At 61.4% G+C, this 24,645-nt stretch carries 23 protein-coding genes; 12 read left to right on the forward strand and 11 right to left on the reverse strand.

Features of this window, described 5'->3' with window-relative positions:
• Nucleotides 1-60 precede the first annotated feature (60 nt).
• Nucleotides 61-2,319, forward strand: a complete 2,259-nt coding sequence (gene rnr, locus AB3N21_RS17900; protein WP_367936496.1) for a ribonuclease R — start codon at nt 61-63, stop codon at nt 2,317-2,319.
• On the opposite strand, the gene AB3N21_RS17905 is transcribed toward rnr, so the two are convergent.
• On the reverse strand, nt 2,310-2,696 hold the full coding sequence (locus tag AB3N21_RS17905) for a DUF1801 domain-containing protein (RefSeq protein WP_367936497.1): 387 nt from the start codon (nt 2,694-2,696) through the stop codon (nt 2,310-2,312). The two genes, rnr and AB3N21_RS17905, sit on opposite strands and share 10 nt — an antisense overlap.
• A complete protein-coding gene (locus AB3N21_RS17910; RefSeq protein ID WP_367936498.1) occupies nt 2,693-3,391 on the reverse strand; it encodes a glutathione S-transferase family protein in 699 nt (232 codons plus the stop codon). The genes AB3N21_RS17905 and AB3N21_RS17910 overlap by 4 nt, the downstream gene beginning before the upstream one ends.
• 85 nt (nt 3,392-3,476) lie before the next feature.
• On the opposite strand from AB3N21_RS17910, the gene AB3N21_RS17915 reads away from it, so the two are divergent.
• Both AB3N21_RS17915 and AB3N21_RS17920 read left to right on the forward strand, forming a co-directional pair.
• A complete protein-coding gene (locus tag AB3N21_RS17915; RefSeq protein WP_367936499.1) occupies nt 3,477-4,187 on the forward strand; it encodes a helix-turn-helix transcriptional regulator in 711 nt (236 codons plus the stop codon).
• A 63-nt stretch (nt 4,188-4,250) separates the two neighbouring features.
• Entirely contained in the window at nt 4,251-5,582 is a 1,332-nt protein-coding gene (locus AB3N21_RS17920; protein ID WP_367936500.1) for a lytic murein transglycosylase, read from the forward strand.
• Between the two features lie 156 nt (nt 5,583-5,738).
• Here AB3N21_RS17920 and AB3N21_RS17925 read toward each other — a convergent pair whose 3' ends face one another.
• The 6 genes from AB3N21_RS17925 to AB3N21_RS17950 all read right to left on the reverse strand — a co-directional run bounded on the left by AB3N21_RS17925 (nt 5,739) and on the right by AB3N21_RS17950 (nt 13,524).
• Nucleotides 5,739-6,914, reverse strand: coding sequence for an ABC transporter permease (locus tag AB3N21_RS17925; protein WP_171179195.1), 1,176 nt, complete (start codon nt 6,912-6,914; stop codon nt 5,739-5,741).
• Nucleotides 6,915-6,920: 6 nt separating this feature from the next.
• Entirely contained in the window at nt 6,921-8,594 is a 1,674-nt protein-coding gene (locus AB3N21_RS17930) for an ABC transporter permease (protein WP_367936501.1), read from the reverse strand.
• An 85-nt stretch (nt 8,595-8,679) separates the two neighbouring features.
• Nucleotides 8,680-9,783, reverse strand: coding sequence for an extracellular solute-binding protein (locus AB3N21_RS17935; protein WP_367936502.1), 1,104 nt, complete (start codon nt 9,781-9,783; stop codon nt 8,680-8,682).
• Between the two features lie 87 nt (nt 9,784-9,870).
• Nucleotides 9,871-10,971 carry an ABC transporter ATP-binding protein gene (locus AB3N21_RS17940; RefSeq protein WP_367936503.1) on the reverse strand — a complete coding sequence of 367 codons (1,101 nt, stop codon included), beginning with the start codon at nt 10,969-10,971 and terminating at the stop codon, nt 9,871-9,873.
• Between the two features lie 398 nt (nt 10,972-11,369).
• Nucleotides 11,370-12,767 carry an aspartate aminotransferase family protein gene (locus tag AB3N21_RS17945; protein WP_367936504.1) on the reverse strand — a complete coding sequence of 466 codons (1,398 nt, stop codon included), beginning with the start codon at nt 12,765-12,767 and terminating at the stop codon, nt 11,370-11,372.
• Nucleotides 12,768-12,825: 58 nt separating this feature from the next.
• Nucleotides 12,826-13,524: a GntR family transcriptional regulator gene (locus AB3N21_RS17950; RefSeq protein ID WP_367936505.1), complete on the reverse strand. Its 699-nt coding sequence runs from the start codon at nt 13,522-13,524 to the stop codon at nt 12,826-12,828.
• A gap of 143 nt (nt 13,525-13,667) precedes the next feature.
• Between AB3N21_RS17950 and AB3N21_RS17955 the strand changes: the two genes are divergently transcribed.
• The 5 genes from AB3N21_RS17955 (at nt 13,668) to AB3N21_RS17975 (ending at nt 18,958) form a co-directional block, all read left to right on the forward strand.
• Nucleotides 13,668-14,753 carry a polyamine ABC transporter substrate-binding protein gene (locus tag AB3N21_RS17955; protein ID WP_367936506.1) on the forward strand — a complete coding sequence of 362 codons (1,086 nt, stop codon included), beginning with the start codon at nt 13,668-13,670 and terminating at the stop codon, nt 14,751-14,753.
• An 83-nt stretch (nt 14,754-14,836) separates the two neighbouring features.
• The gene (locus AB3N21_RS17960; RefSeq protein ID WP_367936507.1) at nt 14,837-15,964 is read left to right on the forward strand and encodes an ABC transporter ATP-binding protein; all 1,128 of its coding nucleotides are present in this window, start codon (nt 14,837-14,839) and stop codon (nt 15,962-15,964) included.
• The gene (locus AB3N21_RS17965; protein ID WP_367936508.1) at nt 15,964-16,845 is read left to right on the forward strand and encodes an ABC transporter permease subunit; all 882 of its coding nucleotides are present in this window, start codon (nt 15,964-15,966) and stop codon (nt 16,843-16,845) included. The genes AB3N21_RS17960 and AB3N21_RS17965 overlap by 1 nt, the downstream gene beginning before the upstream one ends.
• A complete protein-coding gene (locus AB3N21_RS17970) occupies nt 16,842-17,657 on the forward strand; it encodes an ABC transporter permease (RefSeq protein ID WP_367936509.1) in 816 nt (271 codons plus the stop codon). The genes AB3N21_RS17965 and AB3N21_RS17970 overlap by 4 nt, the downstream gene beginning before the upstream one ends.
• A complete protein-coding gene (locus tag AB3N21_RS17975) occupies nt 17,657-18,958 on the forward strand; it encodes an NAD(P)/FAD-dependent oxidoreductase (protein WP_367936510.1) in 1,302 nt (433 codons plus the stop codon). The genes AB3N21_RS17970 and AB3N21_RS17975 overlap by 1 nt, the downstream gene beginning before the upstream one ends.
• A 4-nt stretch (nt 18,959-18,962) precedes the next feature.
• Here AB3N21_RS17975 and AB3N21_RS17980 read toward each other — a convergent pair whose 3' ends face one another.
• The 3 genes from AB3N21_RS17980 to AB3N21_RS17990 all read right to left on the reverse strand — a co-directional run bounded on the left by AB3N21_RS17980 (nt 18,963) and on the right by AB3N21_RS17990 (nt 21,923).
• Nucleotides 18,963-19,772: a phosphotransferase gene (locus tag AB3N21_RS17980; RefSeq protein WP_367936511.1), complete on the reverse strand. Its 810-nt coding sequence runs from the start codon at nt 19,770-19,772 to the stop codon at nt 18,963-18,965.
• 129 nt (nt 19,773-19,901) lie between these two features.
• Nucleotides 19,902-20,570 carry a flagellar hook capping FlgD N-terminal domain-containing protein gene (locus tag AB3N21_RS17985; protein ID WP_367936512.1) on the reverse strand — a complete coding sequence of 223 codons (669 nt, stop codon included), beginning with the start codon at nt 20,568-20,570 and terminating at the stop codon, nt 19,902-19,904.
• Between the two features lie 3 nt (nt 20,571-20,573).
• Entirely contained in the window at nt 20,574-21,923 is a 1,350-nt protein-coding gene (locus tag AB3N21_RS17990; RefSeq protein WP_367936513.1) for a flagellar hook-length control protein FliK, read from the reverse strand.
• A gap of 185 nt (nt 21,924-22,108) precedes the next feature.
• Here AB3N21_RS17990 and AB3N21_RS17995 point away from each other — a divergent pair, with 185 nt between their 5' ends.
• The 4 genes from AB3N21_RS17995 to flaF all read left to right on the forward strand — a co-directional run bounded on the left by AB3N21_RS17995 (nt 22,109) and on the right by flaF (nt 24,644).
• Entirely contained in the window at nt 22,109-22,396 is a 288-nt protein-coding gene (locus tag AB3N21_RS17995) for a rod-binding protein (protein WP_367936514.1), read from the forward strand.
• A complete protein-coding gene (locus AB3N21_RS18000; protein WP_367936515.1) occupies nt 22,386-22,745 on the forward strand; it encodes a flagellar biosynthesis protein FlgN in 360 nt (119 codons plus the stop codon). The genes AB3N21_RS17995 and AB3N21_RS18000 overlap by 11 nt, the downstream gene beginning before the upstream one ends.
• Before the next feature lie 212 nt (nt 22,746-22,957).
• On the forward strand, nt 22,958-24,202 hold the full coding sequence (locus AB3N21_RS18005) for a flagellin (protein WP_367936516.1): 1,245 nt from the start codon (nt 22,958-22,960) through the stop codon (nt 24,200-24,202).
• 70 nt (nt 24,203-24,272) lie between these two features.
• The gene (gene flaF, locus AB3N21_RS18010) at nt 24,273-24,644 is read left to right on the forward strand and encodes a flagellar biosynthesis regulator FlaF (RefSeq protein WP_367936517.1); all 372 of its coding nucleotides are present in this window, start codon (nt 24,273-24,275) and stop codon (nt 24,642-24,644) included.
• Nucleotide 24,645: the final 1 nt, after the last annotated feature.

Consider the following 24,645-nt stretch of genomic DNA (forward strand, 5'->3'; position numbering starts at 1 on the left):
CCGGCGGCGTTGCCCGTTTTTGGTCATGACGCGGTCGTATCGCCGTGCTAGGGCGGAAACATGAAACGCATCCCCTCCAAGCAGGAGGTCCTCGACTGGATCTCGACGAACCCCACCCTCACCTCGAAACGCGACATTGCCAAGGCTTTTGGCATCAAGGGCGCGGACCGGATCGACCTCAAGCGTATCCTCAAGGAGCTTGAGGCCGAAGGGCATCTGGAGAAACGCAAGCGCAGCTATCGCGACCCGGACCGGTTGCCGCCGGTCAGCGTGTTGCAGGTCAAGGCGCCCAATGCCGATGGCGACCTGTTCGCCCGTCCGCTGGAATGGCATGGCGAGGGGGTCGAGCCCATCGTGCTGATCATCCCGCGCGCCAGCGATCCGGCGCTGGGCGAGGGTGACCGCATCCTGGCGCGCCTCACGCTGGTGCATGAGGAGGATCACAATTACGAGGCCCGACTGATCCGGCGCATCGGCACCAACCCGCGCCGCATCCTCGGCCTGTTCCGCAAAGGCGCCGAGGGTGGGCGGATCGTGCCGATCGACAAGGCCGCTTCGAAAGAATGGCAGGTGCCCGAGGGTGCCACGCAAGGCGCAAAGGACGGCGAGTTGGTCGAGGCCGAGCAGGCCGGTCCCAAGAACCGCATGGGCCTGCCACGCGCACGGATTGTCGAGCGGCTGGGCGATCCCTCGGCGCCCAAGGCGGTGTCCTTGATTGCCATTCATCAACATGGCATCCCCGACGACTTCCCCGACAAGGTGATCGACGAGACCGACAAGGCCAAGCCGGTGGGCCTGAGCGGGCGCGAGGACCTGCGCGACCTGCCGTTGCTGACCATCGATCCGTCGGACGCGCGCGATCACGATGATGCGTGTTACGCCCATGCCGATGACGATCCCAAGAACCCGGGTGGCCATGTGATCTGGGTCGCGATTGCCGATGTGGCGGCTTATGTGCGCCCCGGCGCGGCGCTGGATCGCGAGGCGCGCAAGCGCGGCAACTCCACCTATTTCCCCGACCGCGTGGTGCCGATGCTGCCGGACCGGTTGTCGGGCGATCTATGTTCGCTGCACGAGGGCGTGCCGCGCGCCTGTATCGCGGTGCGGATGCAGATTGACGCCGAGGGCAACAAGATCGGCCATCGCTTTGTGCGCGGACTGATGCGCTCGGCTGCCTCGCTGAATTATGCCGAGGTGCAGGAGGCCATTGACGGTACCCCAAACGACCGCACCGGGCCGTTGCTGGAGCCGGTTCTGAGGCCGCTCTATGCCGCCTACGAGGCGCTCAAAAAGGCGCGCGCTGTGCGCCAGCCGCTGGATCTGGACCTGCCCGAGCGCAAGATCGTGCTGAGCGATGCGGGCGAGGTGCTGAGCGTCGCCTTCCGCGACCGGCTGGACGCGCACCGGCTGATTGAGGAATTCATGATCCTCGCCAATGTCGCTGCCGCCGAGACCCTGATCGCGAAACGCCGCCCGCTGCTATTCCGGGTGCATGAGGAACCGGCGCCCGAAAAGCTGGAATCCTTGCGTGAAACGGCGCAGGCGGCGGGGCTGAACCTAGCCAAGGGGCAGGTGTTGCAGACCCGGCACCTGAACGCGCTGCTCAACGCCGCCGCCGGAACCGACGAGGCGGAGCTGATCAACCTTAGCACCCTCCGCTCGATGGCGCAGGCCTATTACAACCCTGAAAACTTTGGTCATTTCGGGCTGGCGCTCAGGAACTACGCCCATTTCACCTCACCGATCCGGCGCTATGCTGATCTGATCGTGCACCGCGCGCTGATCACGGCCCACGGCTGGGGTGACGACGGGCTGACGGAGGATGAGATTGACCGGCTGGAAGAGACCGCCAACCACATCTCGGATACCGAGCGCCGCTCGATGATGGCGGAACGGGACACCAATGACCGCTATCTCTCGGCCTACCTCAGCGAGCGGGTTGGTAACGAGTTTTCGGGCCGGATCAGCGGCATCGCCCGGTTCGGGGCCTTCGTGAAGCTGGACGAGACCGGTGCCGACGGGCTGGTGCCGGTGCGCTCGCTGGGGCGCGAGTTCTTCCATTTCGACCGCGAGGCCGGAACGCTGATGGGCTCGGATACCGGGATGTTGATTGCCATCGGCCAGCGGGTAACCGTGCGCCTGACCGAGGCCGTGCCCGTGACTGGCGGGCTGGAGTTGGAGCTGCTCTCCATCGACGATCAGGCCTTGCCACGCGGACGCGGTCCAGCGGGCCGTGCGCCCCGGCGCAAAGGTGCCAGCACCAAGCGGAAGAAAGACAAGATCAAACGCAAGATCGAGCGCAAGCGCCGTCAGAGGTGATAGGTCAGCGCCCGGGCGATCAGCCAGCCGTGCCGCGTCGGGTCGATCTGGCCCGGCGCATCGAACAGGATCGCTCTGCTACCCTCAATCCGGTCTTCGTCTGGGAAGGCCGTGGTGAAATCGCCCATCAACCGGCTCTGGCAATGTACGAACAGGGCAAACCGCGCCGACTTGTGTCCACCCAGCCGGATGGTCGAGCCGCGCGGCGCCAGATAGGCGGGCTGGCCCCAGCGCAGCGCCTCGGTCAAGGGTTGCGCGTGGGGCAGGGTGTCGGCGGTGTCGAAAATCAGTTCGCGCAGATCCATCAACCCGTTGCGGGTTGCGTCGGGCAAGGCGGCGAAGGCGTTCGCGACGGCAGGGTCTGCAAAAGGTCTCATGGCAAGCGTATCGTCTGGTCGATCCGGTCGATGTAGTCGCACAGCATCTTATCGCCGTCGATCCGCCGGGTCAGCGGTGTTTCCGCAGGCGTCGCGCGCATCGCCGCCAGCATTGGGCCTACGCTCAAGTCGGCGGAGGTCGGGGCCTCGCCCATCAGAAACGGTGATTGCCAGAGAAAGGCGGAGATTGCCTGCAGGTCACGCTCGACCCGATCCAGCCGTTCAGTTTCCGAGAACCGGGAGACACCTTGCATATCCAGCCCCTTAAGTACGGACTTGCGGATCGAATTCGAGACCGGTTTGCGGATCAACGTCGGGATCGTGGTGAAAAAAGTGTCACGCAGGACCGGCCAGACCTCGTCATTGCCCCAGCGGTCCATCACGATGTGAAAATAGAGGTGATCCTCGGCCATCCGGATCAGCGCGCGGGACTGGCCCTTTTGCACGTCGCTGAGGCCCGCATCGAACTCGGCCCCCTGCGCCTCGAGCCAGCTGCGGATGGCGTCGCTGTCGGGCATCAGCCGTTCGGGCGTGCGCAGGACGGGCAGCTTGCGATGGGGCATCTTGCGCGGGTCCAGCAGGTCGGAGCGTTGCCATGGCTGTTTGGAAAGCTGCAGCATATAGGCGGCCTTGACGCAGAAGGGGCTGGCGCTGAACTGGCCGAAGGCAGAGGGGAAGGTGAGCAGGGTCAGCATGTCGGGGTCTCCGTTTGGGGGTCGGTCCCAAGAGTAGACACACCTCATGACAATTTCTGTCATCAGGGATAGGTTAAGCTGAGTCATGACCCGTACCACCCGCCTGTTCCAATTGATGCAAGCCCTGCGCTCGGGCACGCCGCCGCGCACCTCGGTCGATCTGGCGCAGGATCTGGGCGTGTCGGCGCGCACGATCCACCGCGATATCGACGCACTGCGCAGCCTTGGGGCCGTGATCGACGGTGAGGCCGGGTTCGGCTTTACCCTGATCGAAGACGCCACGCTACCGCCTTTGGGTTTCACCGATGATGAGCTTGAGGCTCTGGTTCTGGGCCTGCGCGAGGTCGAACTGATCGGTGATCCGGCGCTGTCCGCGGCAGCTGGGGCGGCGCTTCGCAAGTTGCAGGGACGGCTACCGCAGCGCCAGTCGCACCGGCTGAGCCACGCCATCCTGGCCGCCACCCGTTTCGACCGCCCGGCGGCCCCCACCATCGAGGTCGCAGCGCTGCGACAGGCCACTTGGGACGAACGCGCGGTCGAATTCGCCTATACCGATGTGAAGGGCGCACAGACCTTTCGCCGCGTGAATCCGCTGAGCATCGTCTACATGGACCGCTCCAGCGTGCTCTTGTCCTGGTGTCATCTGCGCCGGGATTTTCGCGTCTTCCGGTTGGACCGGATGAGCGAAATGGCGGTGACCGACGAGAGCTTTCGCCCCCAGCGGGTTCCGCTGCTGCGCACCGCACTCGAACGGATCCGGGCGGAACGGGCGGAAGATTGCGGGCCTGACGCTTAGACGCTTTGTCGATGGCCGGTTTCGCGCTATCCTGACCCCGAGCAGACAATCGGGAAAACCGGAATGCGAACATGCGTGAGTGGCGCCGTCCTCGCCGTGATATGGGCTACGAATGTGTCAGGTGGCACAGTCAATCAAACAATCCGGCCGCAGGAGCGGCCCCAGACACAGGCCGGGCAGGGCAAGATCGTGCTGGCCGCAGCCGAGATCACATCCTCGGTCCGGCCAGTTTTGCGCCCGGCGCGTGAGGTGCAGCAGGTGACGGCAAGCAGTTCGAATGCACGGTTTGAGGCGTGGGTCGGCGCGTTCAAGCGCCGTGCGTTGGAACAGGGGATTTCCAGCGCGACGCTGGATGCCGCGCTGCGCGGGGTGACCTACGACCCCAAGGTCGTGAAGCGCGACCGCAACCAGTCGGAATTTACCAAGACAATCTGGGACTATCTGGACAGCGCTGTCTCGGATGCGCGGATCAGGAACGGCAAGGCGGCGCTGGCCAAGCATCGCAAGACGCTGGAAAAGATCGAGGCCAAATACGGCGTCGAGAAAGAGATCGTGGCAGCGATCTGGGGGCTGGAAAGCGCCTATGGCACCTTCCGGGGCAGCGACAGCACCATCCGCTCGCTGGCCACGCTGGCCTTTGACGCGAGGCGGTCGACATTTTTTGAAGAGCAACTGATCGCCGCTCTGCGAATACTGGACGCGGGCGATGTCTCGGCCAGCAACATGCAGGGCAGTTGGGCCGGCGCGATGGGGCATACCCAGTTTATGCCGACCTCTTATCTGGACCACGCGGTGGATTTCACCGGCGATGGCAAGCGCGATATCTGGTCGGACGATCCGACCGATGCGCTGGCCTCAACCGCTGCGTATCTGGCCGGGTTCGGCTGGACCAGTGGGCTGCCCTGGGGTGTCGAGGTGCTTCTGCCGGAGGGGTTCGATTATTCCAACGCCAAACGCGAGCTGACGAAGAAGCCCTCGGATTGGGCGAGGCTCGGGGTCGTTGGGGTGGACGGGCGGCCGGTGTCGGACCACGGGCTTGCCTCGATCCTGTTGCCTGCAGGCGGGCAGGGCGCGGCCTTTATGATCTTTGACAATTTCGAAGTTCTGGAGCGCTATAACACCGCTGATGCCTATGTGATCGGAGTGGGCCATCTGGCTGACCGGATAGGCGGGGCCGGACCCATCCGCGCTGAGTGGCCGCGTGGCGATCGCGCGCTGAGCTTTGCCGAGCGCAAGGAGTTGCAGCAGCGGTTGACTCAGGCGGGGTTCGACACGCAGAAGATCGACGGGCGTATCGGGCCGCTGACCATCAACGCGGTGCGGGCCTATCAACTGGCTGAGGGGCTTTTGCCGGACGGTTATGCGTCGCTGAGGTTGCTCGAGCGGTTGCGGTAGATTGGGGGCTCTGCCTCCGCTGCCTGAGGGCATCCGAGGCTTCGCCGTTCACAGGCGGAACTGTCCACTGGACAGTTTCCGGGAAGCCTGTTCACCCCACCGGGATATTTTTGAACAGAAGAAGAAAGGGCGCCTGTGAGAGGCGCCCTGTTGTTGTCAGCTTGGGGACATACCGCGCAGGCGTTCCGAGCGGCGGCGCAGCATCTCGACCGTTGTGAGCAGCAGGATAGAGATCGCCACCAGGATCGTTGCCACGGCAAGGATGGTGGGTGAGATCTGTTCGCGCAGGCCGGTGAACATCTGCCAGGGCAAGGTCTTTTGTCCGGCAGAGCCGACAAAGAGCACCACCACCACCTCGTCGAAGGAGGTGATGAAGGCAAAGAGACCACCCGAAATCACTCCGGGCAGGATCAGCGGCATCTGTACTCGGAAGAAGGTGGTGACCGGTCCCGCTCCCATATTGGCAGCGGCCCGAGTCAGGGAACGGTCGAAGCCCACCAGTGTTGCGGTCACGGTGATGATCACGAAGGGGATACCCAGCGCTGCGTGCGCCAGTACCACGCCGAAATAGGTGCCCTGCAGGCCAATCCGGCTGTAGAAGAAATACATGCCAGCCGCCGAGATGATCAGCGGCACGATCATGGGCGAGATCAGGATCGCCATGATCGCGCGGCGGAAGGGCACATGCGGCTGGCTGAGGCCGATGGCGGCCAGCGTGCCGAACCCGACCGACAGCAGCGTCGCCATGGGTGCGATCTTGATCGAGTTCCACAGCGCATTCTGCCAGTCGGAATTGCTGAAGAAATCCTCGTAGTGCTTCATCGAGTACCCGGCGGGGTCGAACCGCAGCATCTCGGGTGTGAAGGTAAAGAAGTCCTGCGCGTTGAAGCTGAGCGGCATCACCACAAGGATCGGCGTGATAAGGAACACGAAGATCGCACCGCAGATTACTCGAAACGTATAGTGCCATAGGACCTGGCCCGGTGTCAGGTAAGGCGCCAGATGAGCACGGTAGCGCGATGTAGCCAGCCAGAAGATGAACCATCCGGCGAACCAGCCGAAGAGCGCCCCGACGATAGCAGCTGATATACCTCCCAGAACGAGGCCCGCAATCAGGAACCCGGCGGTGATCAGCCAGCGCAGCGGTTTTTCGCGCTCGCGCATGCCCGAGAGGACAAAGCCCAACGCCGCCAGCAGGGCCGCGCCGATCACGATGCCGATGAAGCCCGAACCTTGTGCGGTCCCGACGAAGAGGCCGAAGAGCGCTCCGGCGCCGGCGGACACGGCGGCGACGAAGCCCGGGGTTTGTGGTTGGACGGTATTGAGTGCCATGTTCGCTTACCCCAGCTTCACGTTGTCGATGCCGACGATCTGGTCATAGGCCCAGTAGAGCAGCAGAACGACCACCAGCAGGATTGTCCCCAGTGCTGCCGCCAGCCCCCAGTTGAGCGAAGACGAGATGTGGTAGGCGATCCGGTTCGAAATGAAGACACCTTTGGTGCCGCCCACGATCTCGGGCGTGATGTAATAGCCGATGGCCAGGATGAAGACGAGGATGCTGCCCGCACCGATTCCAGGCACCGATTGCGGGAAATAGACCCGCCAGAAGGCGGTCCAGTTGGTGGCGCCCAGCGATTTGGCTGCGCGCAGGTAGGTCGGGTTGATGGTCTGCATCACCGAGTACATCGGCAGGATCATGAACGGCAGCAGGATGTGGGTCATCGCCACGATGGTGCCGAACTGATTGTTGATCATCACCAGCCGCGCCTCGTCCGGGACCATACCAAGCCACACCAGGACTTCGTTGATCACGCCTTGCTGTTGCAGCATCACTTTCCAAGCCGATGTCCGCACCAGGAGCGAGGTCCAGAAGGGCAGCAGAACCAGGATCATCAACACGTTTGCCGTGCGCGTCGGCAGGTTGGCCAGAATCCATGCCACCGGATAGCCCAGCAGGATGCAGGATCCGGTGATGATCAGCGACATGATCAGGGTGCGGGTAAAGAGCGTGATATAGATCTGCTGGTTCTCGGGCCGTGCCTCGATGCCGTCGGTGCCCTTTTGCAGGTCCACGGCGTTCAGGAAATAGCCGTTGGTGGTGCGCGGGCTATAGATCTGGATTGTCTTCCAGTTCTCGGCGTCGCCCCAATCCTTGTCGATATCAATGAAAGCCGGTTTGAAGGCGATGGGTTCAAACCCCGCAACCGCCTCGGCCGCCGCTATCAGCGCATCGGCGCCGGGGCCGGCATAGCCGTCAAGCCGTGCCGGGTCGGCTTGCAACTCGGTGGCGAGGGCCACAAAGACGGTCTCCCACGGGTCTTCCTCGGCCACGACATCGTTGTCCGCGACAGCGGTGAACAGAGCGAAATCGGTGTAGGCTTGGGTGGTTTCCGGCAGGATTTCCGAGATTGCGGCACCAGGCACGAAGCCGATATCGCCACCGAAACTGGTGTCGGTCAGGTTGCTCAGCCGCTGGCGCCCGGCGTTCAGCAGGGCGTCATTGGTCTCGGCGCCCGCGCCGCCGGTCATGATTTCGAACCACAGCGCCTCGTCCTTCAGCGCCTTGTCGGAGGCATCCTCGATCGCTTTCACGTGGTCCTTGCCGATATCGTCGACCTTGCGCCCGGAACTGCGGAACAGGGACGAGATGCCGGTGCGTTCGTAGTTCAGCCGGGTGCCCAGCTTGGTATGTTCCTTGGCCTCGGCGGCCACGAACATGTCGTAGTAAAGCTCCTGAAACACCGCCTCGTCGGGGGCCTCACCGGAAGCGCTGTCCCACTCTTGCAGGGCTTGCACGGTGCGCGGCAGGGTGGTGACGACGATCTTGTTCTCGACCGAGCGGAACAGCATGTCCGCAATCGGCGCGATGAAAGTGAGCAGGACAAAGAGCAGCAGCGGCGCAATCAGCATCAATGCGCGCAGCTTCTGCATGCGTAGCGCTCGGGCCAGGCTGCGTTTGAGTGGTGTGCCGTCGGCGGCCAACACCGGTCCAGAGGCGGTCGAATCGCTCATCTTGTCCCCGTTGGTGTTTGTTCTTTGAGGGTGGACAGGGCCCGGCAGGCCCCATCCGTCACTATCCGATCAAGCGATCAGACGATCACTTGGCCAGCCAGGCCTGGAACTTCGCGTCGATATCGTCGCGGTAGTCAGCCCAGAACTCGTAGTTGTAGAGGAACGTGTTCTTGGCGTTTTCCGGATCGGTCGGCATGTGCGGTGCCATGTCGATGCCAAGATCCGCATGCTGACCCACCAGCGGAGCCGAGGACGCGCGCGCCGGGCCGTACGAGATCCACTTGGCCTGATCCGCCAGACGCTGGGTGTCGGTCGCGAAGTAGATGTAGTCCAGCGCGCGGGCCTTGCGTTCGTCGGACAGGCCAGCCGGGATAATCCAGCCATCGAGGTCGAACACCTGTGCGTCCCACAGCATGGCAACGGGCTGCTTCTGCTCTTCGATCACGCTGAATAGGCGGCCATTGTAGGTCGAGCCCATGACGATCTCGCCATCGGCCAGCAATTGCGGAGTGTCGGCGCCCGCCGACCACCAGATTACTTCGTCCTTGATGGTGTCGAGCTTGGCCAGAGCCTGCTCTTGCCCTTCTTCGGTGGCCAGAACATCATAGACGTCTTCCTTGGCAACGCCGTCACAGAGCAGCGCCCATTCCACGTTGTTGATCGGGCGTTTTTCCAGTGCGCGCTTGCCGGGGTAGGTTTCCAGGTCGAAGACGGCGCAGACATCTGTTGGCGGGTTGTCCCCAACCAGATCGGTGCGATAGCCGAAAGTGGTCGAATAGACGATCTGCGGGATGAAGCAGTCGCCGACCAGCAGGTCGCCGAAATCATCCTCGGCCGAAGTCCCATCGGGCGCCGCGGCCAGATGCTCTTCGGGGTCGATCTCCATCGCCAGACCTTCGTCGCACAGACGCAGCGCGTCTGCGGCCACCACGTCAACCACGTCCCAGGTGACGTTGCCCGCCTCGTTCATCGCACGCAGCTTGGCCACCGCTTCGGCCGAGCTTTCATCGTTGATGATCTTGACGCCGGTCTTTTCCGAATAGGGCTCGTGATAGGCCTTGAGCTGCGACTTGGAATAGGCGCCGCCCCACGAGACGATGGTCATCTCGTCGGCCATGTCCGCTGCCATCGCCATCGGGGCGACCAACGCGGTGGTTGCGACCAGTGCGGTCAGGTTCTTTAGCTTCATTTGGTTCTCTCCTTGTTGATTTTCTTGCGGTTTTGCAATTGTCGTTGCTTCCCGACGACGGTCGGAAAGGGGGCACTGTTGCCGGCCTCAGGCGTCAAGCGCGCGGCAATCGTCAGGCAGCCAGCCGATCTCGATCTGCTCGCCGGGCTGAAGACGGGTTTGGTCGGGTGCGTTCCGGGTCTTGATGATGAACTCATCATTTCCGGCCACCCGCAGACGGGTGCGGAAGATGTCGCCCATATAAATGAACTCAAGCACCTCGGCCTTTAGCGTGTGGGCGCCTTCCTGCAGGCGGTCCTTGTTGTATTCGACGCGTTCGGGCCTGATCGACACGCGGGTACGCTCACCCGGCTGGCTGACATTGATCGGCTTGCAGTCGATCAGTTCGCCATCATCCAACTGCACCACGGCGATGCCGTTGTTGATTTCCTTGACCTGCCCCTCCAGCGTGTTGTTCTCGCCGATGAACTGGGCAACGAAACTGTTCGAGGGTTCCTCGTACAGCTTGTCTGGCGGCGCCAGTTGCTGAATGCGGCCATCATCGAACACGGCGACGCGGTCGGACATGGTCAGCGCCTCGGTCTGGTCGTGGGTCACGTAGACCACGGTAATGCCCAGTCGGTGGGCCAGATGGGTGATCTCAAACTGCATTTTTTCGCGCAGTTGCTTGTCCAGCGCGCCCAGCGGCTCGTCCATCAGCACCAGTTCGGGTTCGAACACCAGCGCACGCGCCAGTGCGATCCGCTGCTGCTGACCGCCCGACAATTGCGCTGGACGGCGCCCGCCGAATGCGCCCATTTCGACCATGTCGAGCGCGCGCATCACCTTTTCCTCGCGCGCGGATTTGTCCAACTTGCGGACCTCCAGCGGAAAGCTGAGGTTTTCGGCAATCGTCATGTGCGGAAACAGCGCGTAGTTCTGGAACACCATACCAATGCCGCGCTTGTGCGGCGGGATGTTGTTGATCGAGACACCGCCCAAACGGATATCGCCATGGGTCGCGGTCTCGAACCCGGCCAGCATCATCAGGCACGTGGTCTTGCCGGAACCCGACGGCCCGAGCATGGTCAGAAACTCGCCTTTTGGCATTGTGAGGTTAAGGTCTTTGACGACGAGCGTTTCGCCATCATAGCTTTTCTGAACGCGTTCGAATTCTACGAACGCGTCTTCGGTGGACGCTTCAGCCAAGTCAGGCTCCCCATTGATTGTGTCCGGCGGGTTGTCCCCGCGCTTGTTCTTCGATCTAATCATACCCACTATATGAAACGCTAGGTACGAATTTAATAATTTTCAGTTACCCCCGGGACGAAATTCGTAACGCCGATTGGGCGGTCCCCTGAAAACTCTTCGCTACATCTTTGCTGAACTGCCCGGGTTGAACGTCGGCATTTTGCGACGCGTCGCTGCGTCGTTGCGACATCGGAGTGTCGCTTTTGATACTGAATCAGGCAGAGGCCAGTGGTCGTGCCTGCCTTCATCATCGGTCGCCTGACTGTGGATTCGCCGGAATAGAGGCGAAGAAAATGGGGCCAATCTCATTCTGAGATCGGCCCCCGGCAAAAACTCTGCCGCAATTCAATTTGGCGTTATGACGCCTCTTTCATCAGCCCGTTTTCCAGGATCTCGGCATGTGCTTCGTCCAGCGATCTGCGGATGCGAACGAACATCTCGTCAATATCCGCCGGTGTGAGGATCAGTGGGGGAGAGATGATCAGTCGGTCGCCCACGTGGCGCATGATCAGGTTATTGGCAAAACAGCGGTCCCGGCAGATGTTGCCGATTGTGCCCGGCTCGGAAGCGAATTTCGCCCGGGTTGCCTTGTTCGGGGTCAGTGCGATTGATGCCATCATGCCGACGATCCGTGCCTCGCCCACCAACGGATGGTCGACGAGTGCCTCCCACTTTTCCTTGAGGTAGGGCGCGGCGACATTCTGAACGTGGCCGATGATGTCCTCTTCCTCGAGGATGCGCAGGTTCTCCAGCGCCACGGCGGCGGCGACGGGATGGCCGGAATAGGTGTAGCCGTGGTTGAAATCGCCGCTGCCAATGACCTCGGCCACCTCGTCACAGACGATCGAGCCGCCGATGGGCGCGTAGCCGGAACTCAGGCCCTTGGCGATGGTCATGATATGCGGCTTGATGCCGACGGTCTGCGAGCCGAACCAGTTGCCGGTGCGGCCAAAGCCGCAGATCACTTCATCCGCGATCAGCAGGATGTCGTATTTGTCGCAAATGCGCTGGATCTCGGGCCAGTAGGTGTCGGGCGCCACGATCACACCGCCCGCACCCTGCACCGGTTCGGCGATAAAGGCGGCAACGCGATCTTCGCCCAGTTCCTCGATGGCCTCTTCCAGTTCGCGGGCCCGGGCGAGGCCGAATTCCTCGGGCGTCATGTCGCCGCCCTCGGCCCACCAGTTGGGCTGGTTGATATGGTGAATATCGGGGATCGGAATGCCGCCCTGCGCGTGCATCGCCGCCATCCCGCCCAGCGAGGCCGAGCCGACTGACGATCCGTGATAGGCATTTTTGCGGCTGATGATGATCGATTTTTCTGGCTTGCCTTTCGTCGCCCAATAAGTGCGCACCAGACGGATATTGGTATCGTTTGCTTCGGACCCGCCGGCGGCAAAGAAGACGTGGTTCAGATCCCCCGGCGCGAGGCTGGCGATCTTGTCGGCCAAGGCGATGGCAGGCACGTGGGTGGTCTGGAAGAAAGTGTTGTAATAGGGCAGCTCGCGCATCTGGCGCGCGGCGACATCGGCCAATTCGTCACGGCCATAACCGATATTCACGCACCACAGCCCGGCCATACCATCCAGGATCTCCTCCCCCTCGCTGTCGGTCAGGTAGACGCCCTTAGCGCGGGTGATGACGCGTGCGCCTTTTCGGCCCAGTTCGCCGTTGGCGGAAAACGGGTGCATGTGATGCGCGGCGTCCAATGCCTGCAACTCGGCGGTGGGCATATGGTTGGTGATGGTCGACATCGGAATCTCTCCTCCGGAAAAGGGGCCGAGAGACACAATATGATCAAATTTTACGGTGTCAATCAACGGATGACTGAGGGATGCGTTTCGTCGACACCCCGCCCATCAGTTCCATCCCCTGTTCTACATCCTGCGCCACGGCCTGAGCGACATCATCCGGCGTGCCTTCCCGAAGGGCCCGAATGATGTCCTTGTGCCGGTCCGGAAGGCTCTGGGTGCCAAATCGCCCGCAAACCATGCGCAGCGAAGGCCCGAACCGCAGCCAAAGCCGTTCGGCCAAATCGCTCAGAACCGGTGCATCGGCCTGGGCATAGAGCGTCGCATGAAAGGCATGGTTGTAACGCAGATACCCGCTGACGTCACCGGCCTGAATGGCGGTATCAAGGGCGCGGTCGATAGCTTCGACCTGATTGATTTCACTTGCCCCCATGTGCTGTGCCGCACGGCGGGCAAGTTCGGATTCAATTGATTTCCTTACGTAAATCAGTTGCTCGATATCGCCATCGGACAGCACCGGCACGCTGACCCTCCGGTTGCCCTGGAACATCAAGGCCCCGTCCGAGATCAGACGGCGGATCGCCTCGCGCACCGGGGTCATGCCGACGCCGAGCGAATCAGTCAGTCCCTGAATGGTCACCGCCTGCCCCGGAACCAGCTCTCCGAACAGAATTTGGGACCTGAGAGTTTGGTAAACCTGCTCGTGCGCAGGGCGTTTGCCCTCTTCACGATCTGTTTCCTGAGCCTTATTTTTGATCATATTCAACAGGGTTACCTCGGTTCGGAGGGCTGAAACGGCGGATGTTACACCCATGAAACCATAAATTTTGTTGCCGCAGAAGGCAAAACTTGATCAAATCCCGGCAGACGGGAGGATACCCGTCAAATCGCAGGGAGAAGAATATGAAGATCAAGACGCTGACACTCACAGCTGTGATTGCGTTGGGGACTTCGGCGGCCTTTGCCGAAGAGGTGCGGGTCTACAACTGGTCCGACTACATTGATGAAGAGTTGTTGAAGAAGTTCGAGGATGAGACCGGCCTGACGCTGATCTACGATGTCTTCGACAGCAACGAGTTGCTGGAAACCAAGATGCTGGCAGGCGGGTCCGGCTATGACGTGGTGGTGCCGACGGGCACCTTCCTGCAACGGCAGATTCAGGCGGGGGCCTTTCAGAAGCTTGATGAGGCCAAGCTGCCTAACGCCGGAAACATGTGGGAGGTCATCAAAGAACGCACGGCGCAATACGACCCCGACAACGCCTATTCGATCAACTACATGTGGGGCTCGACCGGGCTGGGCGTCAATGTGAACAAGGTCAAGGAGGTTCTGGGCGAGGACGCGCCGCTGAACTCGATGGACCTGATCCTCAAACCCGAGAATATGGAAAAGCTCAGCCAGTGCGGTGTGCATTTCCTGGATGCCCCGACCGAGATCATCCCGATGGCGCTGAAATATATCGGTGAGGACCCTGACAGCCACGACAAGGACGTGATCGCCAAGACCGAGCCGGTGCTGATGGCGGTGCGCCCCCATATCCAGAAATTCCACAGCTCGGAATACATCAACGCGCTGGCCAACGGCGATATCTGCGTGGCCGTGGGCTGGTCGGGTGACGTGCTTCAGGCGCGGGACCGTGCGGCCGAAGCCGAGAATGGTGTCGAGATCGAATATCACGCCTTCAAGGAAGGCTCGCTGATGTGGTTCGACCAGATGGCCATCCCGGTGGATGCCCCCAATCCGGAGGGCGCGCACAGGTTCCTGAACTTCATCATGGAAGGGCAGAACATGGCGGCGGCATCGAACTATGTCTACTACGCCAACGGCAACAAGGCTGCGCAGGAGTTTCTGGAAGAGGGCGTGATCGGCGACAGCGCGATTTATCCCGACGACGCGACCATGCAGAACCTCTACACCACCACGCCCTATCCGGCGAAAACGCAGCGCACGGTGACGCGGCTGTGGACCAAGATCAAGTCGGGCACCTGATCCGAACCTGACGCAGCGGGGCGGCAGTCTGCTGCCCCGCCAGCCTGACCTCAATCGACACAGTCAGTTCGCGGGGATTCGATTTGAACACTTCAGTTTTTGCGCCTTGGGACGATCCCGGGGAGAAGCCGCTGATCCAGTTCCGTAACGTGACAAAGCGCTTCGGCGAATTCACCGCCATCGACGATCTGTCGCTGGATATCTTCGAAAAAGAGTTCTTTGCCCTGCTCGGCCCCTCGGGTTGCGGCAAAACCACGATGATGCGGATGCTTGCCGGGTTTGAGACGCCGACCGAGGGTCAGATTATGCTGGCAGGTCAGGACATCGACCCGATCCCGCCGAACAAGCGCGCGGTGAACATGATGTTCCAGTCCTATGCGCTGTTCCCGCATCTCAGCGTCTGGGAAAACATCGCCTTCGGCCTGCGGCGGGACAAGATGCCCAAACACGACCTAGAAGAGCGGGTGGAAGAGATGCTGCGGCTGACTAGGCTAGAGCAGTTCGCCCGCCGCAAGCCGCACCAGATTTCCGGCGGTCAACGCCAGCGGGTGGCGCTGGCGCGCAGTCTGGCCAAAGCGCCGAAACTCCTGCTGCTGGACGAACCGCTGGGCGCGCTCGACAAGAAACTGCGGCAGGATACGCAGTTCGAGCTGATGGATATTCAGGAAAAGACCGGCACCACCTTCGTGATCGTGACCCACGATCAGGAAGAGGCGATGACCGTCGCCAGCCGCGTCGCCGTCATGGATCAGGGTCAACTGATGCAGGTGGCGACCCCGGACCGGATCTACGAAACCCCGAATTCGGTCTACGTGGCTGATTTCATCGGAGACGTGAACATCATTCGGGGCCGCGCGCGGCAGAATGGCGGCGACGGCTATCACATCGACTGGGCCGAAGGGCAGGAGGCGCTGACCGCCGCCTCAGACAACAGTTTCGACACCGGGCAATCCTGTCATCTGGCCATCCGGCCGGAGAAGGTGACTATCACCGCCGAACGTCCCTCTGACGCCGCCAACGCGGTGCAGGGTAAGGTGCATGACATCGCCTATCTGGGCAATCTCTCGACCTACCATGTCGAACTGCCCAACGGCATCATCATCAAGGCGCAGACCGCCAATACCCGCCGCATCTCGCGCCGGTCCTACACCTGGGAAGACCCTGTCTGGCTGTCCTGGACCGCCACCGCAGGCGTTCTGCTGGCGAATTGATGCGCCGCGCCTTTCTGATCGCCGTTCCCTATCTGTGGCTTCTGGCCCTGTTTCTGGTGCCTTTCGCCATCGTCCTGAAGATCTCGCTGTCCGACGCGGCCATCGCTCGTCCGCCCTACATGCCACAATTCGACTGGGCCGAGGGCATCTGGGCATTTCTCAGCGAGCTGGATTTCGAGAATTTCGTTTTCCTGACCGAGGATGACCTCTATTGGAAGGCCTACCTGTCCAGCGTCAGGATCGCGGTGGTCTCGACACTACTGACGCTGATTGTCGGCTACCCCATCGCTTACGCCATGGCCCGCACGCCCGAAGAATGGCGCCCGACGCTGATGATGCTGGTGATCCTGCCGTTCTGGACCTCATTCCTGATCCGCGTCTACGCGTGGATGGGCATCCTCAGCAACGAGGGGGTTCTGAACCAGTTTTTGCTGTGGACCGGGATCATCTCGGCCCCGCTCACCATTCTGAACACGCCCACGGCGGTCTATATCGGCATCGTCTACACTTATCTGCCATTCATGATCCTGCCGATCTACGCCGCGCTCGACCGGCTGGACGGATCGCTGATCGAAGCGGCCGAAGATTTGGGATGCTCACGGGTGCAGGCGTTCTGGCTCGTCACCATCCCACTCTCGCGCCCCGGCATCATCGCGGGCTGTTTTCTGGTCATGATCCCGGTGATCGGTGAATTCGTCATCCCCTCGCTTCTGGGTGGTTCGGGCACGCTGATGATCGGCAAGGTGCTGTGGGAGGAGTTCTTTTCGAACCGCGACTGGCCGGTGGCCAGCGCCGTGGCGGTGGTGCTGCTGCTGATCCTGGTGATCCCCATCGTGCTGTTCCAGCGCAACCAGCAGAAACAGGCGGAGGCGGACGGATGAACAGGCTGAGCTGGTTCAACGCGGTCTCGCTGACGTTGGGATTTGCGTTCCTCTACATCCCGATGATCATCCTGATCGTCTACAGCTTCAACGAAAGCAAGCTGGTGACGGTCTGGGCCGGGTTCTCGACCAAATGGTATGGTGAACTGATCCGGAACGAGGCGTTTCTGAACGCCGCTTGGGTCACATTCAAGGTTGCGGTGTTCTCATCCACGCTGGCGACGATCCTGGGCACCATGGCGGCTTACGTCCTGGTACGTGGCGGCCGGTTTCTGGGGCGCACGCTGTTTTCCGGCATGATCTACGCGCCGCTGGTGATGCCCGAGGTGATCACCGGTCTATCGCTGCTGCTCTTGTTCATCGGTATCGGGCTGGACCGCGGTGTGCTGACTATAGTGCTGGCGCATACGACCTTTTCGATGTGTTACGTCTCGGTGATTGTCTCCTCGCGGTTGGTGACTTTTGATCGCTCACTTGAGGAGGCAGCTTTGGACCTGGGGTGTTCGCCGGCTGAGGCGTTCCGGTTGGTGACCCTGCCGATCATCGCTCCGGCGGTGATCTCGGGCTGGCTGCTGGCCTTCACCCTGTCGCTTGACGATCTGGTTATCGCGTCCTTCACGTCCGGTCCGTCAGCGACCACGCTGCCGATCAAGATCTTCTCAGCGGTGCGTCTGGGCGTGAGCCCCGAGATCAACGCACTTTCGACCATCATGATTGCCATCGTGACCATCGGCGTGATCACCGCCTCGCTGGTGACGAAACGCGCCATGGTCCGGCAGAAACAGGAAGAACAGGCCGCCGTGCGCGCGTGATGAAACGGATCTTTCCTGCCTATACCTACGGCCCCGGTCCGCGTGTGGGGTGCTGGTGGGATGAAACCATAGCTGCGCCGCACTGGCCGGCGCTGGCCGGGAAAGTGAAGGCGGATATCGCTGTCATCGGCGCCGGCTTCACCGGCCTCTCGGCAGCTTTACATCTTGCGCAGGAAGGGGCCTCGGTTGCGGTGCTTGAAGCCGAGACGCCCGGTTGGGGCGCCTCGGGTCGAAACGGCGGCTTCTGCTGTCTGGGCGGCTCCAAACTCGGCTATCCCGCCATGGTTCGTCGCTATGGAACCGCTGCGGCGGATGCCTATGAGAAGGCCGAATACGACGCGGTTGCGTTGGTGGCCGGTCTTCTGTCCGAGCACGGGATCGAGGCAGACACCCATTCCAAAGGCGAAACCCTGCTGGCCCACGGCCCACGTGCGATGCGGGCGCTGCGGCGTGCCGCTGATAACGAAGGCACCCTGCATGAGCCCAATGAGCTGCCGGGTCTCGGCTTCGGCGGGCAATTTCATGGCGGATACACGAATCCCGTGGGGTTCGGTCTAAACCCGCGCAAATATCTGCTCGGACTGGCGGACGTTGCCCGAAAAGCCGGTGCTGAGCTTTTTGCTCAAAGCCTGGCAACCTCGATAACCCGCACCGGCCAAGGGCACGCGGTTGCGACGCCGCAGGGTCGGGTGGACTGCGACATGGTCCTGATCTGCACCAACGGCTATTCCAGCGAGGGCCTGCCGGATTGGCTCGCCGGGCGCTACATGCCCGCGCAATCGACGGTATTGGTCACCCGCCCGCTCAGCGATGCCGAGCTGCAGGCGCAGGGCTGGACCTCGGACCAGATGTGCTATGACACCCGCAACCTGCTGCACTATTTCCGGTTGATGCCGGACCGCCGGTTCCTGTTCGGGATGCGCGGCGGGCTGATGTCTTCACCCCGGGCCGAGTCCGCGATCCGAGTCCGGGTCCGCCGCGATTTCGACCGGATGTTCCCGGCCTGGACCGGTGTCGAGGCCAGCCACATGTGGTCGGGCCTTGTCTGCCTGTTGCGCAACCTCAAGCCCTACGTCGGCCCGGTTCCCGGTCGGCCCGGCCTGTTCGCCGGACTGGCTTATCACGGCAACGGTGTCGCTATGGGCACCTATTGTGGACGGGCGCTGGCGCAACTTGCGTTGGGAAGGTCGACGGCCCTTCCCTTGGTCCTGTCGCAGCCGCCAAGGCGATTCCCGCTGGGCCGCTTTCGCCGGGCGCTGATGCCGCCGATTTATGCCGCTCTCGCGTTGAGCGATCTCTGACCGTTTACCCCATTCTGAGCGTTTCCAACTCCAACTCGAACCCGGACGCATAGTCTGATGCCCCGTTCCGGCTGCGCCACAGGCAATAAGCGGCCATACGCCATGCATACCAGGGGCGAAGCGCATGATAACGATCAACGATTTCCGTTGTGCCGTAGGCGGCAAGAAACCGATCGATCTCGGCCTGAGTCAAAGGATTGCCTCGATAGAGCTGCTGCATGGCGGGCGACAGAAATAGTGCCAGATCCTCACAGGGATCGCCCAGCGCCGGGCATTGCCAGTCGATCAGGGTTGCCAATCCGTTAGCCACCAGAATATTTCCTGCCACCGGGTCGCCGTGGATCAAGCAGCGCTTTTGTGCGGGTGGAACAACAACGTCGGGGCGCAGGGCGTCGAGGGCGCGGCGGTCATCCGGATCGCACAAACACGCGATCCGCGCGCCATGCCGGGCCAGATCGTCGCTGCCATCGCAACCCTTTGGTGCCTCGATCCGCGTCGGGTGCGTATGTACCTGCTGAAGAACACGGGCGGCTGTTTCCGGGTTTTCCCGCCAAGGTGTACCGGGCGCGTGATCATAAAGAACCCAGCTTTCTGCGCCGATCTGCCCCGCCGCTCTCAGGCGCGGTGCAAAACCGGTGCCCTCGAATGCTCTCAGACATGCCGCCTCAAGCCTCGCATCGTTGCGGAATAGCGGGTTCCTAAAGCCGGTCTGATAAAGCTTCAGCACCCGGTCACTTTCAGTGCCCAATAGCCTCCATACCCGGTTGGTTCGCCCGCCATAGAGCGTCTCGAACCGGTCGGAATCGCCAACCAACCCCTGCGCGTGGAGCTGGGCGACAAGGGCACTCGGAGGAGGTGTGTCGGGTTGCAGTGTCGTGCTCCGCAGTTTGAGCGGGCAGATTGCCCGGGAACAGGTATGGTTTGACCTGTCCCGGTGCCCAGATCAACTCCCTGCGCGCACGGCGGTAACCACTGAAGACTGGATGACCTGCCCACCTGCGAGTGTCAGGACAATGCCGCCGTCCTGAATCTGCGCTTCGGTCACCCGGTTATAGGTCGCGGCAGGATCGTCGGCGATCATTGTTCCACCCTTGTGACTTTCGACCGAAAACGTGTAGAGGCCGGACGGATAAGATGCCCCGGCATCATCGGTTCCATCCCAAGTGATGGACTGCGGCAAGACCGGAATTTCATAGCGTTCGACCACAGTGCCCGAGCTGTCGCGGACATTCAGATACGCCTTGTCCGCCGTGTTGTGCACTGTGGGTGAAACCGTAACCGGCGTGCCGGAGAAATGCGCTGGGGCCAGTGCGCGCACGTCCATACCGACCCATCCGGCCAGCGCCGTCATATCGGATGCGCCAAGCTGGTTGACGAGATTGGCCAGCATGTCATTGGTCTGGACCTGCTGCTCGACCATCGAGAACTGCGCAAGCTGAGCGGCGTATTCCGACGAATCCAGGGGCTCCAACGGGTCCTGATTCCGTGCCTGTGCCGTGAGCATCTTCAGAAATGTCTCGAAATCCGACGTCAACGCCGAAGTGTTGCTTGCCGGAGCGGGGACAGGGGTTCCGGTGGTGTTTCCAACCGGACTGCCAACAGGTGTCGTCATGCATCAAAGCCTCAGGTCGACGCCCGGCCCGGCGATTTGCTGCGGGGCATCGGGCGATGGTTGATGGTCACCCGGATCGTGCCGGGATTTGGTCGCTTCACCTTCAGGGTTTTGCGGAGCGTTCTCGGTATCTCCGGTTGCCGTGCCGAACTCGAACGTGACCGACTCGTATCCCAGCTCTCGGAATTCGGTGGACAGTTCCGCGATATGGCGCCGCATCAGATCCAAGGTTTCCGGCCGCTCGGACGAAATCGACAAGATCAAGGCGTCATCGCGCGTGCTCAGTGCCATCGAGACCCGCCCCAACTCTTCCGGATTGAGCGTGATGTCAACGATACCCGCTCCGGCGCGCGCCGAGACTGCGGCCGACAGCTGGCCGGCTACAGCCCGCGCCAATTCGGCTCGCGTCGAAGGAAGCTGCGCGAGCGGAGCCCGGTCAGCACTATTTGCTTGCGACGATCCCGAAGTACCGCTGGTTTCTCCCGGGTCTGCCGTCTCTAGCCAGAGATCCTCGGCAAGCGACGCGGTAGTAGAGGTGCGTTGTTCTTGGTCAGGAACAATTGCCGAAGAGGGTACTGCTGGTCCTGACGAAACTTGCGGTCTGACAGGCTGGACGCTGGCAGAGTGGGAAGACGTTTCGGCGGCCTGACCGGCTTTTGGAGACGGCGGATCGATAGGCTCAACAACAGCACTCTCGGAGCGTGCTGTGGATTCCGCAAGCAAGCCGTGCGCGCTGGAACCATTTGCCAACCGAGCTTCAGGCCCAGTGTGGCCCGCGCCTGATCTGGTAGCCATTCTTGACGCCGCGGTGTTTTGCGTAGTGGCTCCGGCGTACATTGCGAACGCAGCCTTGTCTTGCGCCAAAACAGTGCCGGACAGATCGGCTGAACTAGATTGAACCTCGTTGCCATTTCCGCCCGGCAGTCCAGTGAGAACAAATTTGCCATTCGTCACGTTCAACTCGACCTGCACTTTCCCGGTATCGCAATGAGCGTTCTCAGATTGGCTCGCGGCGCCAAGACGCGCCTGCGCGGCTGACGGCGCGCCAGCGTTGGGCGCCAATTGAAGGCCTGCACGCGCAATGCCTTTTGCAACATCGTCAGCCCCGGAAGCTGCCCGCGCGCGCGGCAATTCTTGTGTGTCGACCGACCGGGTCAGAAAGGGTGCATCCGGTGCAGGTTCCTTGGCGAGTTCCGTCAGCGCTCCGGCTGTTTTCGGGCCTGCACTGTTCTCCACATCGGGGGAATCGATTGTCAACTCCGGGGCCGGAAGATCCTGACGCTCGTTCTCCGGCGCCTCCATGAACCGGTCGAACGTGTCCAATCCACTTGATTTTCCCTTCGATTCCTCCACTTGGGCACGATCCCTTTGCAGGGCCGCACAGCCATTCGCAGAGCAGGTTGTGTTCAATAACGGCGTCAACATCGGTATCCGGTGATTTGAAGTGTTCGCCCAACCATTGCCCGCAACGGGTTACATTTATTTTAACCGCTTTCCCTTTTGATCGAGACAGTTCGAGACAAATCCCGAGGGAAACGATGAAGATACCGCCCCCTTCAACCGCAACGGCGCAGGCGCCACCCACTCCGACCAAACATGAGGCATTGCGGGATGCCGCCGTAGAACTGGAGGCGGCGTTTCTGTCTGAAATGCTCAGATCCGCGGGCCTCGGGAAAGCGCCCGAAGCGTTTGGCGGAGGCGCGGGCGAAGATCAGTTCGCCTCAATGCTGGTGCGCCAGCAGGCCGAGCAACTGGCACGCGCGGGCGGCATCGGATTGTCGGAAACCTTGTTCAACGCATTGATGGAGAGCGGCAATGACACATGATTCGTCAAAGGACCTGATCACAGCGCTTGAGGAACTGCTCGATCTTGAGCGTAGCGCGCTGATTGACGGAGAGCTGGACCGGCTGGGCAATATGATGCCCGAGAAGGAAAAGCTGATCGAGGCGATCAACGAGCAAGATGATATCGAGGGACGGAGCCTGACGCGGGTTCACGAAAAGATCACGCGCAATCAGGCGCTTCTGAACAGCGCGATGGAGGGGATTCGCGCGGTTGCCAACCGTATGGCCGAATTGCGCCGGGTCAGTCAGGGGCTCGAGACCTATGATAGTGCCGGCCAGAAACAGCGTTATCCGGTGCGCATGCAGGCCAAGCTGGAAAAGCGGGCTTGAGCGTTCGGGTTGAATCAAATTCGAACAACGCAACCTGCCCGTTTTAGCAATCCGTTAGGGGAAAGCGGCCAAAGGTGAGCCCGCACCTTGAACAACGGGTGGCGCGAACACCGAACCGGTAACTCGCAGACGTCAGAACGACATAGCGCCCGCATTGCTGCGGGATGAAACCTGGGTGGTGAACCGCCCAATGACTGAAGGAACAAAGAAACATGTCCAGTATTCTGACAAACAACGGCGCGATGGTGGCGCTGCAGACCCTGAAATCGGTCAACAAGAACCTGGCAATGACCCAGAATGCCATCTCAACCGGCAAGGACGTCGCTACTGCAAAGGACAACTCGGCCGTCTGGGCGATCTCCAAAGTGATGGAGTCGGATGTCAAAGGCTTCAACGCCATCAAAGACAGTTTGGCGCTGGGAGAATCGACGGTGGCGGTGGCGCGAAACGCGTCTGAAACCGTGACCGATCTGCTGACCCAGATGAAGGGCAAGATCGTTGCAGCGCAGGAAGACAACGTTGACCGGGGCAAGATCAACGATGACGTGACCGCGCTACGGGATCAGATCGCATCGGTGGTCGGGGCCGCGCAATTCAACGGTCTCAACTTGGTCGATGGTTCGGCGGGTACCGCCTCGGTTCTGGCGTCGCTTGATCGGGACAATGCCGGCAACGTGACTGCGTCGTCGATTTCCGTTGCCAGCCAGAACCTGTCCACCGGCGGTTACGCCAGCAAGGGCGTTCTTGCCGGGTCTGACAACGCGACCACTGACAATGACGCCGCTGGTTTCACCATGGACAAGACCGGTGGTTCGGGTGACATCGTGATCGACAGCTCGACCGACAACTTCGCGGCGGGTGACACTGTGTCGATTACCATCGGTGACAAGGTTGCGTCCTACACGGTGCAGGCCGGGGATTTGGATCCGTCGGGCACCTATGATGCCAACTACACCGATGCCATCGTTGCCGTCGGGTTGAAGAACCAGATCGATGCACTTGGGATTACCGGCGTCGAGATCGACTATGACTCCAGTTCGGCTCCGGGCACATTGTCCTTCGTGACCGGTGCGGGTGGTGTCGATGCCGATCGTGACGTGACGGTGTCGGCCCAGTTCACCAATGCGGGTTCCGGTGGCCTCGCGGCGCTGAGCTCGATTGATGTGTCGACGGATGCGGGTGCTGCTGCGGCGCTGGGCACTATCGAGACGCTGATCGACACTTCCATCGACGCCTCAGCTGCGTTCGGTTCGGCCCAGGGGCGGATCGAGACTCAGAAAGAGTTCATCTCGAACCTGTCCGACTCGTTCAAGTCGGGGATCGGCTCGTTGGTCGACGCGGATATGGAAGAAACTTCGGCCCGTCTGCAGGCCCTGCAGGTGCAGCAGCAACTGGCCACGCAGTCGCTGTCGATCGCCAACCAGGCGCCGCAGTCGATCCTGTCGCTGTTCCGCTAAGCGATCTGACCAGGGCGTTCGCGCCCTGGTCCCTTCCCTCTCGTGAATTTTTCAATCGTAAGGACATGACGTGAACGCGCTGACACAGGCACGGCGGGCTTATTCCGCGGCATCCACTCCGATCCGAACCCCCAGAAACATGGAATATGAGGCGATCTCACGGATCACGCACCGGATTCATTCGGCGGCGAAAAAGGGGAATTCTGCCTATGGGGAACTGGTCGAGGCCCTGTATGACAACAATCGGATGTGGACCGTGTTTGCAACCGAAGTTGCGAATGCAGAAAACGGGCTGACCTCACAGTTGCGCGCACAATTGTTTTACCTCGCAGAATTCACGCATGACCACACAAGCAAGGTGTTGCGGCGCGAGGCCAACGTGATCCCCTTGCTCGAAATTAATGCGGCCATCATGCGTGGCCTGCGCAGCGGAGCGGCCTGAT

Source organism: Ruegeria sp. (assembly GCF_040830605.1).
In the GTDB taxonomy this organism is placed as follows: Bacteria; Pseudomonadota; Alphaproteobacteria; order Rhodobacterales; family Rhodobacteraceae; genus Ruegeria.